This window comes from Nocardioides marinus, from assembly GCF_013408145.1.
GTDB classification, from domain to species: Bacteria; Actinomycetota; Actinomycetes; order Propionibacteriales; family Nocardioidaceae; genus Nocardioides; species Nocardioides marinus.
Genome location: NZ_JACBZI010000001.1, coordinates 3396138 through 3411471 on the forward strand (window position 1 = coordinate 3396138; position 15334 = coordinate 3411471).

Sequence of the window (15334 nt, forward strand, 5' to 3'; positions counted from 1 at the left end):
CTCTTCGCGCGTGTCGGGATGCTCCGCAAGCGATTTCACCCTCAGCGCGCGCCGAGGGTGACATCGGATGCGGAGTACCCGGCGATCTCAGCTGACGGTGACCCCGCCCAGGCGCAGCCAGGTGTCGACCACGGTGTCGGGGTTCAGCGACATCGACTCGATGCCCTGGTCCAGCAGCCACTGCGCCAGGTCCGGGTGGTCGGAGGGGCCCTGACCGCAGATGCCGACGTACTTGCCCTGCTTCTTGCAGGCCGTGATCGCCAGCTCCAGCATGTGCAGCACCGCAGGGTCGCGCTCGTCGAACGTGGCGGCCACGATCGCGGAGTCGCGGTCCAGGCCCAGCGTCAGCTGGGTCATGTCGTTGGACCCGATCGAGAAACCGTCGAAGTGCTCGAGGAACTGCTCGGCGATGACCGCGTTGGACGGCAGCTCGCACATCATCACGACCTGCAGGTCGTTCTTCCCGCGCTCGAGGCCGTGCGAGGCGAGCAGGTCGATGACCCCCTTCGCCTCGGCCACCGTGCGGACGAACGGGATCATCACCTTGACGTTGGTCAGCCCCATCTCGTCGCGCACGTGGCGCAGCGCGGCGCACTCCATCTCGAAGCACTCGGCGAACTCCTCCGAGAGGTACCGCGAGGCACCGCGGTAGCCGATCATCGGGTTCTCCTCGTGCGGCTCGTAGGCCGGACCACCGACGAGGTTGGCGTACTCGTTGGACTTGAAGTCGCTCATCCGCACGATCACCGGCTCGGGGGCGAAGGCCGCCGCGATGGTGGCCACGCCCTCGGCGACGCGCTTGACGAAGAAGTCGCGCGGGCCGTCGTAGGCCGCGATGGTCTCCTCGATCTCGGCGCGCAGGTCCGCCTCGAGCGAGGCGGGGTCGCGCTCGAGGTCGAGCAGCGCCTTGGGGTGCACCCCGATCTGCCGGTTGATGATGAACTCCAGGCGGGCCAGGCCGACGCCCCTGTGCGGCAGCCGTGAGAAGGCGAAGGCCTGCTCGGGGGTGCCGACGTTCATCATGATCTTGACCGGCACGTCGGGCATGGAGTCCAGCTCGGTGCGCTCGACGGAGAAGTCCAGCACCCCGTCGTAGACCAGGCCGGTGTCACCCTCGGCGCACGAGACCGTGACCTCGGTGCCGTCGGAGAGGTCGCGGGTGGCGCCCCCGGTGCCGACGACCGCGGGGATGCCCAGCTCGCGGGCGATGATCGCCGCGTGGCAGGTGCGGCCCCCGCGGTTGGTCACGATCGCCGAGGCGCGCTTCATGATCGGCTCCCAGTCGGGGTCGGTCATGTCGGCGACGAGCACCTCGCCGGGGTTGAAGGTGTGCATGTCCTCGAGCGAGGTGAGCACCCGCACGGGACCGGCGCCGATCTTCTGGCCGATCGCGCGGCCCTCGACGAGCACCGACGCGCCCTTGGTCGCGGCCGCGTCGATCTTGAACCGCTCCAGGGCTCCGGTGCGCCGCGACTGCACGGTCTCGGGGCGGGCCTGGAGGATGTAGAGCTTCCCGTCGAGACCGTCCTTGCCCCACTCGATGTCCATCGGTCGCCCGTAGTGCTCCTCGATGACCAGCGCGTGCTTCGCGAGCTCGGTGACCTCGTCGTCGGTCAGCGAGAGCAGCCGCGAGTCGGCCGGCTCCACGTCGACGAACTCCGTGGTGCGGCCGACCGTCGCGTCGTCGGTGTAGACCATCTTGGTGGCCTTGCCGCCGACACCGCGCTTGAGCACCGCCGGGCGACCGGCCCGCAGCGCGGGCTTGTAGACGTAGAACTCGTCGGGGTTCACCGCTCCCTGCACGACGCCCTCACCGAGGCCGTACGCCGAGGTGATGAAGACCGCGTCGGTGAAGCCGGACTCGGTGTCCATCGTGAACATCACGCCCGAGGAACCGATGTCGGAGCGGACCATCCGCTGCACCCCGGCGGAGATGCCGACGGCGTCGTGGGCGAAGTCGTGGTGGACGCGGTAGGCGATGGCACGGTCGTTGTAGAGCGAGGCGTAGACCTCGCGGATCGCGGTGAGGATCGCGTCGATCCCGCGGACGTTGAGGAAGGTCTCCTGCTGGCCGGCGAAGGAGGCGTCGGGGAGGTCCTCGGCGGTGGCGGAGGAGCGGACCGCGAAGGAGGCCTCACCGCCGGCCTCGGAGACCAGTCGCTCGTACGCCGCGCGGATGTCGGCCTCGAGGTCCTCGGGGAAGGACTGCCCCACGACGGCGTCGCGGATCTCCTTGCCGACCGCGGCCAGCGCCCGGGTGTCGTCGGTGTCGAGGTCGCGCAGCAGGCCGGCGATCCGCTCGGCCAGGCCGGTGTCACCGATGAAGCGGTGGAAGGCGTCCGCCGTGGTGGCGAAGCCGTCGGGGACCCGCACGCCGAGGTCGGTCAGGTGGGAGACCATCTCGCCGAGGGAGGAGTTCTTGCCACCCACCTGCTCGAGGTCGCCGAGGCCGAGCTCGGCGAACCACCGGACGTTCTCGTGAGCGGTGCTGTCGGTGCCGGACGTGGTGGCGGTCATGCTGGGGAGTCCCCTCTGCTGCTGGTGCTGCGGGTGTGCTGGCTACTGCTGAGTCTCGCGGCCGCGGCGTTGCGGGCACGGTGCTTCTTGGTCTGCAGGATGATCGCGGAGATCTCCTCCACGGACTTCGCGGAGGAGTCCACGACCGGGAGCCGGTGGGCCTCGAAGAGCTCCTTGCTGCGTCGCAGCTCCCACCGGCACTGCTCCGGGGAGGAGTAGCGCGATCCGGGGCGGCGCTCGTTGCGGACCCGGCTCAACCGCTCGACGGTCGTGACGAGACCGAAGCAGCGGTCGGCGTACTCCCGCACCGGGGCCGGCAGCTCGGACTCGTGGAGGTCCTCCTCGACGAGCGGGTAGTTGGCGACGTAGAGGCCGTGCTGGAGGGCGAGGTACATGCTCGTCGGGGTCTTGCCGCACCGCGAGGGCGCCAGCAGGATCACGTCGGCCTTGTCCAGCGCGCGCAGCGACTGGCCGTCGTCGTGCTCGATGGTGAACTCCACCGCCGCCATCCGGGCGTTGTAACGCTTGATGTCGCCCACGCCGTGCAGTCGCGCCGCCCGGCGGATGCCGCGCTGGCCGAGGATGCCCTCGACGCGGTTCATGTGCATGTCGAAGAAGTCGATGACCGGGGCGACGGTGCGGTTCAGCTCGTGCCGCACGTCGTCGTCCGCCGCGGTGCAGAACACCAGCGGCATCACCGGCCCCGCGGCGACCTCGTCGAGCATGGCGGCGATCTTCCTGGCCTGCTCGACCCCCGCGATGAAGGGGATGGTGCTGCGCTCGAACGTCAGCTCCGGGAACTGCAGCAGCAGGGCGTTGCCCATCGTCTCCGCACTGATGCCGGTGGAGTCGGACAGGAAGAAGACCGGGACGACACCGTCCTCCGCCTCGCTCATCGCCGCCTCCTGACGTGGTCCCCACCGGGCCCTCCCGGCCTGCGGGAACCCCGGCCGAGGGGTGGGTTGGACCGTAGCGCCCCCCGACGGCCACCGACAGACATCAGCGGGTTCGTCCGAGCGTCGGACGTGGGATCCGTCACCCGTGCGGGCGAGGTCGGTGCGCCCTCGGGGGAGCGTGGGCCTCAGCGGGCGGAGATCTCCAGGGTGGCCATGACCTGCCCGATCCACTCCTCGCGCTCGGCCTCGCCCAGCGACGCCGGAGTGAGGAAGTCGAGCTCGATCGTCCTCTCCCCGGTGGCGTGGATGAAGAAGTCGACGTCGAGCCCGTTGATGCTGGCACCGCGCGCTCGCGCCATCTCCAGGCCGTCGACGACGACCGGGTCGAGCATCTCCAACGGGCCGGTCGCGAGGCCGCTGTGCCTGTCGAGGTAGCGGATCTCCGCCCTGGCGTTCTTCATGGCCAGGAGTCCCTCCCGGGAGCTGAGTGCGACGGCGACCGCCTCACCGTCGTCGGTCCGGGTGCCTCCTCCCAGCTGCTGGGGCGTCTCCTCCGCCTCGGCGTCGGCCCAGATCCCGAAGGCCTCCACCCCGTCGACCAGGCTCGCGTCGAGGGCCTGCGGCGCCGGCTCCACGTCGGCGTAGGTGTCGATCGGCGACGCGTCCTCGGTCGTCGCACTCGGGGACGTCGTCGCGGCGCCGATCGCGCTGGCCCCGTCGCTCGGGCGGGGGTCGGCCGCGTCGTCACCGCAGGCGGTGGTGCCGCCGACCAGGAGGGTCAGGGCGGCGAGTCCCGCCAGTCGTCTGCTCACCCGCCCCTGCTGCCCTTCCGTGCACGTGGCCAAACAGAGCACGGCACCTCGACGGACGGCCATCCCGATTCACTGGGAGGAGGATTGAGGTCTGCCGCACGTGGGAAGACGCTGGGTCGGGCCTTTACCTTCGAGGCTCGAGGACTTCCTCAGGACACGACCAGCACACGCTCTCGGGAGGCACGTGATGGTGGCCATCGGGCCGGACGGCACGCCCGTCGACATGGGTGCGATCGCGCAGCTGCTCCAGGAGCTGCGCATCGACAACGTCGTCATCGGCGACATCATGGCGGCGCTGGCCGACGGTGTGGACCGCGTCGACGGCTTCGAGCCGGCGCAGGTCCCCGAGCGACGGTTCGGCACCCTGGGCAACGGCGCCGTGCTGGGTCACCACACCGAGCTCGCCCGGCGTGCGGTCCGCGAGGCGATCCTGACGATGGTCCACGACCTCCAGCACTACAGCGAGGGCGTCGACACGTTCCGCAAGGGCTTCAACGTGGCCGATCAGCACGCGCAGGAGGACCTCGCCCACATCGCTGCGGAGGTCGGCAGCGTGCGGTCCGCGACCGACGGAGGTCTCGACCGATGACACGCGGTCCCGAGCGCCTGCGCCTCGACGCCGCGTTGGCCGAGGCCGACGAGGCGGTGGTGCGGGCCAACGGCGAGGCCGAGTGGCTGAGCGCGACGTACCGGCTGCGTGACGTGTCCCGCGCCCTGCGGGTCGCGGCCAACTCCGGCCTGGGCATCGGCGGGCAGACCGGGCCGGCCATGTTCAAGGCGATGCGTCGCTCCGCCGACCACCTCGACGAGCGGATCACCCTGTTCAACGAGGGACGCGAGGCACTCGGATCGGCCGCCGAGACGATCCGACGGGTCCGTGAGCAACGGGACCGGCTCGACACCGACCCCGAGACCGCCGCGATCGCCGACCCCGGCGAGTTCCGTGACGACCCGGAGTGGGACGACGAGAAGCGGCTGCGCGAGCAGAGCAGGCACTCCGCGGCGGCCGGCGCGTTCGCCGACCGCGAGGCGCTGCGCGAGCGGCGGGCCCGCGAGATCGCCGAGGAGTTCGACCGGCGCTACGACGAGCCGATCGCGGTGATGAAGCGCATCCACGGCCTCCCCGACCCCGAGCCGGAGACGGCGTCGGGTGGCGGCGGTGCCGGCGGCGGTGGTCGGGGCTCGGTGCCCGGCCCGCGCGGCGGCAGCGGCCCCGGGGCCGCAGGACTCCTCGGGGGCCATCCGCACCCGCCGTACGCCGGTGAGCCGGTCGGTCCCGGCGGCGACGGCTCCGACCCGACCGGGGCCTCGGTCGAGGACCCATCCGGCAGCCCGGACGGCTCGACCGCGACCGACCAGCCCTCCGTCCTGACGTCGTCGCCGACGGCCGAGGCCGGCGGGGCCGGCACCGCTGTGGGTGTCGGGCTCGGCGGCGGCGCACTGCTCGGCGGGCTGGCCAGGAGCGGCGTCCTGCGCGGCCTCACCGGTGGTGCCCTGGTGGGCGGCCAGCAGGTGCGGTCCACCGCGGGGCCCCAGGCCCGACCGCAGGGCCGACCTCTGGGCCGACCGCTGGGCGGCCTGAGCCGATCGGCGGTCTCCGGCACCCTCGGCCGCAGTGTTGCGGTCGGGGCGCCGGCCACGAGCCGGCCGGCGGCGCGAGGTGGCGTGGGGGCCGCCTCGTCCGCCGGTCGCACCCCGTCCTCACGCGGCACCGCGGCGGCCGGGAGCCGGGGCGGCGCCGGCACGGTGGCCGCCCGAGCCGCCGGCGGCGCCGGCGGCGCCCGCCGCCGTGACCGCGACGGCGCCCCCGACCACGAGCACTACGAGGACGACGGCTCGGACTGGCTCGACGACGAGGCCGCCCCGCGGGTCCTCGACTGATCAGGAGCCGACCAGCCGTCCCCCTCGGGCCCTAGGCTGCGGCCATGCGGCTCGAGGTGCGCGGCGAGGTCTTCACCTGGCGGGGCCCCGCGCCCCACCATTTCGTGCGCATCGACGGCGACCCGGCCGAGCAGGTGCAGGAGACCGCGACGGCGGTGACCTACGGTTGGGGGATGGTCCCCGTGCGCGTGCGGCTCGGGGCGACCACCTGGACGACCTCGTTGTGGCCCAAGGACGGCGGCTACCTCGTGCCGGTGAAGGCCGAGGTCCGACGACGCGAGGGCGTCGAGGTGGGCGACGTCGTCGACCTCGAGGTCGAGATCGCGCTCTGACCGCGGGTCCCGGGGAGGGCCACGGAGGGGCAACGGAACCGAAGAGGCGCCGGCCGGACCGCTGGGGGGCAGACGTCCCGGCCGACGCCGTACGCACAGTGTGACATCTCGGATACCCCCAGGGGTAGTCCCGCCGCGCCGAGTCTCGCCACACGGTCCCGCGCGGTGTCCTACCCTGACGCTGTGGAGCACGAGGACCAGGAGGGCGCGGGCGAGGCTGCCCCGGCGGCGTCGACGCCCACCACCGGCGCCCCCGCCAGCTCCGCCAACCCCGCCAACCCCGCCAACATGGCCGACGTCGCCCGTGTCGCCGGGGTCTCGATCGCCACGGTCTCCCGGGCCCTGCGCGACGTCCCCGGCGTCGGGGACTCGACCCGGGAGCGGGTCCGCGAGGTCGCCGAGCAGCTCTCCTACGTCATCTCCCCCGAGGCGAGCTCGCTGTCGCGGCGCGAGACCGGCCGGGTGGCGGTGGTCATGCCCCGCATCGACGTCTGGTTCTACTCCACGATGCTCTCCGGCCTCGAGCGCGCGCTGCGCGCCGAGGGGATCGACGTGCTCGTCTACCAGGTCGACGGGCCGGCCGAGCGCGGCGCGTTCGTCCGCGACCTGCCCGCACGCCGCAAGGTCGACGCCGTCATCCTCGCGGCCCTGCCGCTCTCCCCCGAGCAGCGCGACCGGCTCGACCTGCTCGGGGTCCCCATGGTCATCGCGGGCGGCCAGGCCCGCGGCCTCCCGCACGTCGACGTCGACGACCGGGCCATGGCGCGCGCGGCGGTCGAGCGACTGGTCGCCGCCGGGCACCGCGACATCGCGATGGTGCGCACCAGCGACACCGACGCCACCACCTGGGACGCCGACCTTCTGCGCGTCGCCGGCTACCGCGAGGCACTGGCCGCCGCCGGCCTCGAGGCGAGGCCGGAGCTGCTGGTCACCGAGACCTACGGCGTGGACGCCGGGACGCGGGCGGTGGAGCGACTGCTCGCGGTCGACCGGCCACCCACCGCCGTCTTCGGCTACTCCGACGAGATCGCCGCCGCCGTCAGCGTCGGCGCCCGACGCCACGGGCTGTCGGTGCCCGACGACCTCTCGGTCATCGGGGTCGACGGGCACCCGATGTCCGAGCTCTTCGGGCTCAGCACCATGGACCAGAACGTCGAGCGCCAGGCCGAGGAGGCCGCCGGCATCGCGGTCCGCCTGATCCGGGGCGAGCCCGGGACCCGCTCGGTGCGGGTGCGTCATCGTTTCGTGGACCGCGGGTCCGTCCAGCCGCCCCGCCCCCAGGACTAGACCGGCGCCCCGACTGCGGGGGCCTGGCTCATCCGCGCACGGGGAGCGCCGATGGAGGGACGTGGGCGATCGGCGGGCCTCCCTCCCGCCCGATCGCCCTCACGCGTGCCCCCTTCCCACGATCGGGCGACCTCGCTAGCGTGCGATCGCGCCTCGGTGTGAGGCGGGCCACATCGACGACCGCGTCGGCGAGGCCTTGTTCGTCTGCTCGGGAAAGGCTCCGTCATGCCCTCGTCCGTCTCCCTCCCGCGGCTGCGGCCCCGCCTCGCGGTGCCCGCGGCCGTCCTGCTCCTGCTGGTGGCCCTGCTGAGCGTGCTCACCAGCGGCGCCCTGCCCGGCACGCCCGTGGCCAGTGCCCGCGCCGACGGCCCCGGGGTGGGCACGCCGTACGTCGTCAGCGTCGGTGACTCCTACATCTCCGGCGAGGCCGGGCGCTGGGCCGGCTCGTCCAACGCCAGCTCCGGGTACGCCGACGCGCTCGGCCCCACGGCGTACTGGGACACCCCCAGCGGCGAGGCGATCGACCGCTGCCACCGCAGCAAGGCCGCCGAGGTGTTCATCGGCGGCGGGACCCTGGGCAAGAACCTCGCCTGCTCGGGCGCGCGGACCACCACCGACGCCTCGGGCAGCACCTTCAAGCCCGGCCTGGACTTCTACGACGACGGCGCCGGCAACATCGGCCAGGCCAAGGCCCTGCAGCAGTTCGCCGCGACCCACCACGTGAAGATGGTCGTGGTCTCCATCGGCGGCAACGACTTCAACTTCGCCGACATCGTGGCCACCTGCGTCGCCGACTTCCTCTACTCCCCGAGCTGGTGGAAGGACTACTGCTACGACGACAGCTCGGTCACGTCGAACTTCACCACGTCGAACGTCAACACCGTCCGCGCCCGCATCGCCACCGGCTTCACCAACCTGCGGACCGCGATGCGCAACGCCGGCTACTCCGACACCTCGTGGACCCTGCTCGTGCAGACCTACCCCTCGCCGATCCCGAAGGCCTCCGGCTTCCGCTACTCCCAGAGCGGCTACACCCGTCAGAGCACCGGCGGTTGCGGCTTCTGGGACAAGGACGCCGACTGGGCCAACACCAGCGCACTGCCCACCATCAACAACACCGTCAAGAGCGCCATCACCGCCTCGGGGCTGACCAACACCCGGACCCTGGACCTCGCGTCCGCGTTCAACGGACGCCGCCTCTGCGAGAGCACCGTCGGTCTCTACGAGGAGAAGGGGCTGACGTCGTGGACCCAGCCCACCGCCGTCGACAAGACCGAGTGGATCAACCAGATCCGCACGGTGAGCACCTGCTGCTCCAACAGCCCGTACTACGTCCAGGAGTCGCTGCACCCCAACTACTGGGCGCAGCTGGCGACCCGCAGCTGCGTGCGACAGGCCTGGAACGGCGGCGCGCCGCGCGGGGGCACCTGCGCGATCTCCGGTACCGGTCTCGTCGGCGGCGAGCCCCGGATGACGCTGCAGTAGCTCCTGCGCACCCCGGCCCGGGGCGGTCGCGTCGCCGCCCCGGGCCCGCCACTTCCGCGGACGGCTTCCCGACTCCTGCCGCACGGGTGAGGATGACAGGACATGATGGGTCCCACGGATCCATTGGGAAGGAGCAGGTGTGGGGCACTCCGCCTGGCTGGGATCGGTCGTCGAGGCGACGACCGACGGCCTGTGGGTGCTCGATCGCGGCGGCGTCACCGTGTGGGCCAACTCCGCGATGGCCGCCCTGCTGCGCCGCCGGCCCGAGGACCTCCCCGGACTGCCCGCGCACGAGGTCTTCCCCCGCAGCCAACGCGCCCGGGTCGACATGCACCTCTCCCTGCTCCAGCGCGGGACGCGCGGTCGCGACAACCTCCCGGTGACGCTGCAGCGCGTGGACGGCACCCTCGTCGACGGCCTCCTCAGCTACAGCCCGGTGCGCGAGGACGGCCGGATCACCGGCTGGCTGCACCGCTTCACGCCGTACGCCGTCGCCGCCCCCTCGCCTGCCCCGCCCCCGCCCGCGCCTCCGTCCACGGCGGCGGACCCGGAGTCCGAGGCCCGCGCCCGCCAGCTCAGCGAGGCCCAGGAGATCGCCGGCATCGGCTCCTTCACCTGGGACCTCGACTCCGGCCTGGTCACCTGGTCCGAGCAGCTGCACCGGCTCTACGGCGTGCCGCCCGAGGAGTTCGACGGCACGTTCGAGGCCTTCGTCGCGTGCCTGCACCCCGAGGACCGCGAGCACGTGCGCGAGGTGACGGAGGAGGCGCTGCGCGAGCGGCACTCCTTCGAGTTCGACACCCGCGTGCTGCGCCCCGACGGCGAGGTCCGGTGGGTGCACGCCCGCTGCCGGGTCACGCGCGACCCGGCCGGCGGGCGTCCGGTGCGGATGGACGGCACCAACCAGGACATCACCGAGGTGCGGCGGGCCGAGGTCGCCGCCTCCGCCTCGTCGAGGCGGCTGCGGCTGATGCAGCAGATGGCGACCGCCGCCAACAGCGCCCGCACGCTGGAGGAGGCCATCGAGGTCGCCGCCGTGCGACTCCCCGAGCACACCGGCTGGCAGCCCGTCGCCGGGTGGGTTGCGCAGCCGCCCGCCGCCTCCGAGGACCCGGCGGACCGCTTGGACCAGGTCTACCCCGCGACCGCCTCCGCCGCGGCCGGCACCGACCTGGCCGAGGCCTGCCTGACCACCGGCCGGGTGGCCCAGTCGACGGCGCGGATCGAGGGCCGCACGCTGTCGCGGGTGGCCCTGCCCGTGGTCGTGGCCGAGGAGGTGGTGGCGGTCCTGGAGGTGCTGGCCGACGAGTCCCCGCTCTCCGAGCCGGCCCACGACCTCGTGCACCAGGTCGCGGCGCAGCTCGCGGTGGTGGCCGAGCGCGAGCGTGCCGCCGCCGCCCTCGCCGACGCGCGGGACCGGGCCATGGAGGCCTCGCGGATGAAGTCGGAGTTCCTGGCCACGATGAGCCACGAGATCCGCACCCCGATGAACGGCGTCATCGGCCTCAACGAGCTGCTGCTGCGCACCGACCTCGACGACCACCAGCGCCGGCTCGCCGACGGCGTGCACCAGTCCGGCCTCTCGCTGCTGGCGATCATCAACGACATCCTCGACCTGTCCAAGATCGAGGCGGGCAAGCTCGAGCTCGAGGACGTCGACTTCGAGGTCCGCAGCGTCTTCGAGCAGACTGCCTCGGTGCTGGCCAGCCCGGCCCACGAGAAGGGGGTCGAGCTGCTGGTGGCCTGCCACCCCGACGTGCCGGAGTACCTCCGCGGCGACCCGACCCGGCTCGGGCAGGTCCTCACCAACCTCGGTTCCAACGCGGTGAAGTTCACCGAGCACGGCGAGGTGGCGATCCGGGCGCACGTGGAGTCCGGCGACGACGGCCGCGTCGTCCTCCGGGTCGACGTGACCGACACCGGCATCGGCATCCCCACCGCGGCGCAGGCCGGCCTCTTCGACGCCTTCACCCAGGCCGACCTGGCGACCACCCGTCGGCACGGAGGCACCGGGTTGGGCCTGGCCATCTGCCAGCAGCTCGTCGAGGCGATGGGCGGACGCATCTGGGTCGACTCCGCCCCGGGCAAGGGCTCGACGTTCTCCTTCACCGCCGACCTCGAGCGCACCCCCGTGCCGCCCCGGTTGCAAGCCGCGCCGGCGGAGTCGCTGGAGGGCCAGCGCGTGCTGGTCGTGGACGACAACGAGACCAACCGCTTCATCCTCACCGAGCAGCTCTCCGCCTGGCAGCTCGCGCCCGTGGCCGTCGCGACCCCGGCCGAGTGCCTGGCCACGCTGCGTGAGGCGCACCGAGCCGGTCGTGACTTCACCGTCGCCCTGCTCGACCTGGTGCTGCCGCGCATCGACGGCCTCGAGCTGGCCCGCATCATCAAGGCCGACCCAGACCTGCGCGACCTGACCCTGGTGCTGCTGACCTCCGACCAGGGCGTCGGCGCCCGCAGCGCCCGTGAGGCCGGCATCGCGACCACGCTGTCCAAGCCGGTGCGGCACTCCGAGCTGCTCGAGGCCCTCCTGCGGCTCGTGGGCGAGCCCGAGGAGTCGGCGCCGCGCGCACCCCGCCGGCTGGTGGTGCCCTCGCTGGACCTGCGGGTCCTGGTGGTGGAGGACAACCCGGTCAACCAGCTGGTGGCGACCGGGCTGCTGGAGGCCCTGGGGGTCCGCGTGCAGGTCGCCGACGACGGAGAGGCCGCCATCGAGGCGCTCAAGGGCGACCACGGCTTCGCCATGGTCCTCATGGACTGCCGGATGCCCGGCATCGACGGCTTCGACGCCACCCGGGCCATCCGTGCCTCGGAGCCGACCGGTGAGCGGGTCCCGATCATCGCGATGACGGCCTCCGCCCTGGAGGGCGAGCGCGAGCGCTGCCTGGACGCCGGCATGGACGACTTCCTCACCAAGCCCGTCGACCCCACCCAGCTGGAGGAGGTCGTGCAGCGCTGGACCAAGCGCTCCGGCCCCGCCTCCGACGGACGGAGCGCCCCGCAGGCGACCCGCGCCGCCACGCCGACGGGCGGGGCGCACGCCGCCGTGACACCCGGGCCCGACCCGGAGGAGGAGCCGGCGCTCCCCGTGGTCGACGAGGAGCGCCGCCAGGTCCTCGCCGAGCTCGTCAAGGACGGCGAGAGCTTCTTCGACCGCACCGCCCGCTCGTTCGTCGGCCGCATCGACGGGCAGGTCCGCGACATCCGCGAGGCCCACCGCAGCGGGAACGCCCACGAGACCTTCACCAGCTCCCACCTGGTCAAGGGCAGCGCGCTCAACCTGGGCCTGCCGCGGGTCTCCGCCGCCGCCGCGGCCATCGAGGCGCAGGCGCACACCGGCTCGCTGGCCGGCGTCGAGGAGATGCTCGACGAGCTCGACCGCGAGGTCGAGGCCGCCGTCGCCGAGCTGCGCCGGAGGCTGCGCTGAGGACCGACCCCCTCGCCCTGAGCTACGAGGAGGTCGCCCGGTTCCGACCCGTCGACCCGGTCAGCAGGGTCGACCGCCCGGTGCTCCGCGCCCGGCCCGGTCGCTCCTCGGTCACCGCCCTGCCCCGTCCGGCTCCCTACGCCGCGGTGCGCGCCGAGCTCGTCGACTCCGCCCCGCTCACCCTCACCCTGACCGGCCGCGGGCTGCTGCTCCGCGCCGTGTACGACGGCGAGCACTGTCGCCTCGAGCTCGACGGGATGACGGGGCCGGTGGTCCTCCGCAGCCGCCGTGCCGGTCGGGTGGAGGCGGCCGCGTCCCTGGCCCTGTGCCTGACCGGCACCCACGTCAGCGTGCTGACCCAGGACCACCCCGGTGGCCCGTGGACCGGGCGCGCACGGACCGACCTGGCCGGCACGCACCCGGCGGCCGCACGCCTGGTCCGCACCGCGGCCTGGCTCGAGGACCTCCAGGTGGGTCACGACGGCCGGGCGCTCTCCCTCGTCGCCGGCGGCTTCGGCCAGCTCGGGCTGCGCGACCTGCGGCTGGTCACCCACGCCGACGGCCGCCCCTACGACGACGGCACCGGTCTGCTCCGGTTCCTCGCCACCAGCGCGGGCCCCGGCCCCTTCGGCTCCGGCCACACCTCCGTGTGGGCCCTGGACCCCTCCGCCCTCGACCAGTCCACCCGCGACCACTCGGCCCGCGACCACGACGGGGAGGCGCTCGTCCACACCGCCGACCTGTACGTCCGCCGCCTGGACAGCCGCGGCGTGCAGGGCGACCACGCGGGCCACCTGCTGCGCGACGACGACGCCTGGCTGCTGGCCACCAGCACCTGGGGCGACTTCGACCCCGACCGCGACGACGCCGCCGTCGCGGTGACCCTCGCGGCGACGGGTGCGGACCTGCTCACCGGCGTGCACGTCGTCGCCGCGGAGCCGCTCCCGCTGCCCGTCGACGGCCCCTCCGTCGGGGTCTGGGACCCGCACCTGCTGCGCACCGACGACGGCTGGCTGGTCGGCTACGTCAGCGCCAGCCGGTTCTTCCGGTTCCACCCCGTCCTCGCCGAGGGCCCCGACCTCGACACCCTCCGCCTGCGAGCCGCCGACCCCGGGCGGCGCGCCTCGGAGGGGACCACGCTGCTGGCGCTGCCTCCCGCCGCACCGGACGAGGACCCGCGCGGCGGCGGGGAGCCCGGCGACGCCGCGGGGTCGCCGCGGACCACCGTGCTGGTCTCCGACGGTCGCGACGGACCCCGCGGGCTGCGAGGGCAGTGGGCCGTCCTCGACCTCGACCTGCGCCCCCGGGGCGTGCTCGCGGCGGCGTACCCGAGCAACATCCCGTGGCCGACGCTGGTGCCCCACGGCGACGACTGGCTGCTGGTCACCTTCGACGACACCCGGCACGGCGGTCGGGTGTGCGGCTACGGCACCCACGGGGACGTCGTCGTGATGCGCGGGAGCCGGCCGGCGTCCTAGGCTGGGACGTGATCCGCGCCACCCCTGCGGGTCGTCCACCCGGCCGCACCACCCCCGCGGCCCGACAGAGAGCCTGACCATGAGCACCTCACCCACCACGCCCGCCGCACCCGTCACCTCCGTCCCGGCCGCCGCCGGCGACGTGTTCGAGCTGGCCGCCGAGCACGAGCAGGTCGTCTTCTGCACCGACGAGGCCACCGGGCTGCGCGCCATCGTCGCGATCCACTCCACCGCCCTCGGGCCGGCCCTGGGCGGCACCCGCTTCTACCCCTACGCCAGCACCGACGCGGCGCTCCGCGACGTGCTCGACCTCTCCCGCGGGATGACCTACAAGGCCGCCGTCACGGGTCTCGACCTCGGCGGCGGCAAGGCCGTCATCATCGGCGACCCCGCGACGCTGAAGACCGAGGCGCTGCTGCGGGCCTACGGCCGCTTCGTGCAGAGCCTGGGCGGCCGGTACCGCACCGCCTGCGACATCGGCACCTTCAGCGCGGACATGGACCACGTCGCCCGCGAGTGCGACTTCGTCACCGGGCGCACCGTCGCGCACGGCGGCGCCGGGGACAGCTCGGTGCTCACGGCGTACGGCGTCTTCCAGGGGATGCGCGCCGCGGCGGAGTCCGTGTGGGGCACCACCTCGCTCGCGGGCCGGACCGTCGGCGTTGCCGGCGTCGGCAAGGTCGGCGGGCACCTGGTCGGTCACCTGGTCGAGGACGGCGCCGACGTCGTCGTGACCGACGTGCACGGCCCGGCCGTGGACGCCGTGGTCGCCCGCTACCCCGGCGTCCGCTCGGTCGACTCGACCCAGGCGCTGGTCGGCGGCGCGCTGGACGTCTACGCACCCTGTGCCATGGGCGGCGCCATCACCGACGAGGTGGTCGACGCGCTGAGCGCGAAGGTCGTCTGCGGGGCCGCCAACAACCAGCTGGCGCACCCCGGGGTGGACAAGCACCTGATGGACGCCGGCATCACCTACGCCCCCGACTACGTGGTCAACGCCGGTGGGCTGATCCAGGTAGCCGACGAGCTCGACCCGCGCGGCTTCTCCTTCGAGCGCGCGCAGCAGCGCGCCACCGGCATCGTGGAGACCACGCGGAAGATCCTGGCGCTCGCCGAGAGCGAGCGGATCTCGCCGGCGGTCGCGGCGGACCGCATCGCCGAGGAGCGCATCCGCACCGTCGGACGACTGCGCGGGATCTGGAACGCCCCGCGCGCCTGA

The 15334-nt window shown here is 73.5% G+C and carries 11 protein-coding genes; 8 read left to right on the forward strand and 3 right to left on the reverse strand.

The window, feature by feature from the left end; translation table 11 throughout:
- Window positions 1-87: 87 nt before the first annotated feature.
- The 3 genes from ppsA to BKA05_RS16095 all read right to left on the reverse strand — a co-directional run bounded on the left by ppsA (window position 88) and on the right by BKA05_RS16095 (window position 4225).
- Window positions 88-2517 carry a phosphoenolpyruvate synthase gene (gene ppsA / locus BKA05_RS16085; RefSeq protein WP_179532332.1) on the reverse strand — a complete coding sequence of 810 codons (2430 nt, stop codon included), beginning with the start codon at window positions 2515-2517 and terminating at the stop codon, window positions 88-90.
- Window positions 2514-3413, reverse strand: coding sequence for a pyruvate, water dikinase regulatory protein (locus BKA05_RS16090; RefSeq protein WP_179532333.1), 900 nt, complete (start codon window positions 3411-3413; stop codon window positions 2514-2516). The genes ppsA and BKA05_RS16090 overlap by 4 nt, the downstream gene beginning before the upstream one ends.
- A gap of 185 nt (window positions 3414-3598) precedes the next feature.
- A complete protein-coding gene (locus BKA05_RS16095; RefSeq protein WP_179532334.1) occupies window positions 3599-4225 on the reverse strand; it encodes a hypothetical protein in 627 nt (208 codons plus the stop codon).
- Window positions 4226-4412: 187 nt separating this feature from the next.
- Here BKA05_RS16095 and BKA05_RS16100 point away from each other — a divergent pair, with 187 nt between their 5' ends.
- The 8 genes from BKA05_RS16100 to BKA05_RS16135 all read left to right on the forward strand — a co-directional run bounded on the left by BKA05_RS16100 (window position 4413) and on the right by BKA05_RS16135 (window position 15334).
- A complete protein-coding gene (locus tag BKA05_RS16100; protein WP_179532335.1) occupies window positions 4413-4814 on the forward strand; it encodes a hypothetical protein in 402 nt (133 codons plus the stop codon).
- Window positions 4811-6106, forward strand: a complete 1296-nt coding sequence (locus tag BKA05_RS16105) for a hypothetical protein (protein WP_179532336.1) — start codon at window positions 4811-4813, stop codon at window positions 6104-6106. Before BKA05_RS16100 ends, BKA05_RS16105 begins: the two co-directional genes overlap by 4 nt.
- A 44-nt stretch (window positions 6107-6150) precedes the next feature.
- The gene (locus tag BKA05_RS16110; protein WP_179532337.1) at window positions 6151-6438 is read left to right on the forward strand and encodes a DUF1905 domain-containing protein; all 288 of its coding nucleotides are present in this window, start codon (window positions 6151-6153) and stop codon (window positions 6436-6438) included.
- 183 nt (window positions 6439-6621) lie between these two features.
- Window positions 6622-7725, forward strand: coding sequence for a substrate-binding domain-containing protein (locus BKA05_RS16115; RefSeq protein ID WP_179532338.1), 1104 nt, complete (start codon window positions 6622-6624; stop codon window positions 7723-7725).
- A 225-nt stretch (window positions 7726-7950) separates the two neighbouring features.
- Window positions 7951-9210, forward strand: coding sequence for an SGNH/GDSL hydrolase family protein (locus BKA05_RS16120; protein ID WP_246289821.1), 1260 nt, complete (start codon window positions 7951-7953; stop codon window positions 9208-9210).
- Between the two features lie 139 nt (window positions 9211-9349).
- Entirely contained in the window at window positions 9350-12637 is a 3288-nt protein-coding gene (locus tag BKA05_RS16125) for a response regulator (RefSeq protein WP_179532339.1), read from the forward strand.
- 80 nt (window positions 12638-12717) lie between these two features.
- The gene (locus BKA05_RS16130) at window positions 12718-14115 is read left to right on the forward strand and encodes a hypothetical protein (RefSeq protein ID WP_246289822.1); all 1398 of its coding nucleotides are present in this window, start codon (window positions 12718-12720) and stop codon (window positions 14113-14115) included.
- A gap of 79 nt (window positions 14116-14194) precedes the next feature.
- Window positions 14195-15334, forward strand: a complete 1140-nt coding sequence (locus tag BKA05_RS16135) for a Glu/Leu/Phe/Val family dehydrogenase (RefSeq protein ID WP_179532340.1) — start codon at window positions 14195-14197, stop codon at window positions 15332-15334.

Excerpts from the sequence above, each read along its gene's own strand:
- BKA05_RS16110 (WP_179532337.1), top strand. The coding sequence starts at position 6,151 with ATGCGGCTCGAGGTGCGCGGCGAGGTCTTCACCTGGCGGGGCCCCGCG.
- ppsA (WP_179532332.1), bottom strand. The coding sequence starts at position 2,517 with ATGACCGCCACCACGTCCGGCACCGACAGCACCGCTCACGAGAACGTC.
- BKA05_RS16135 (WP_179532340.1), top strand. The coding sequence starts at position 14,195 with ATGAGCACCTCACCCACCACGCCCGCCGCACCCGTCACCTCCGTCCCG.
- BKA05_RS16120 (WP_246289821.1), top strand. The coding sequence starts at position 7,951 with ATGCCCTCGTCCGTCTCCCTCCCGCGGCTGCGGCCCCGCCTCGCGGTG.
- BKA05_RS16090 (WP_179532333.1), bottom strand. The coding sequence starts at position 3,413 with ATGAGCGAGGCGGAGGACGGTGTCGTCCCGGTCTTCTTCCTGTCCGAC.
- BKA05_RS16100 (WP_179532335.1), top strand. The coding sequence starts at position 4,413 with ATGGTGGCCATCGGGCCGGACGGCACGCCCGTCGACATGGGTGCGATC.
- BKA05_RS16105 (WP_179532336.1), top strand. The coding sequence starts at position 4,811 with ATGACACGCGGTCCCGAGCGCCTGCGCCTCGACGCCGCGTTGGCCGAG.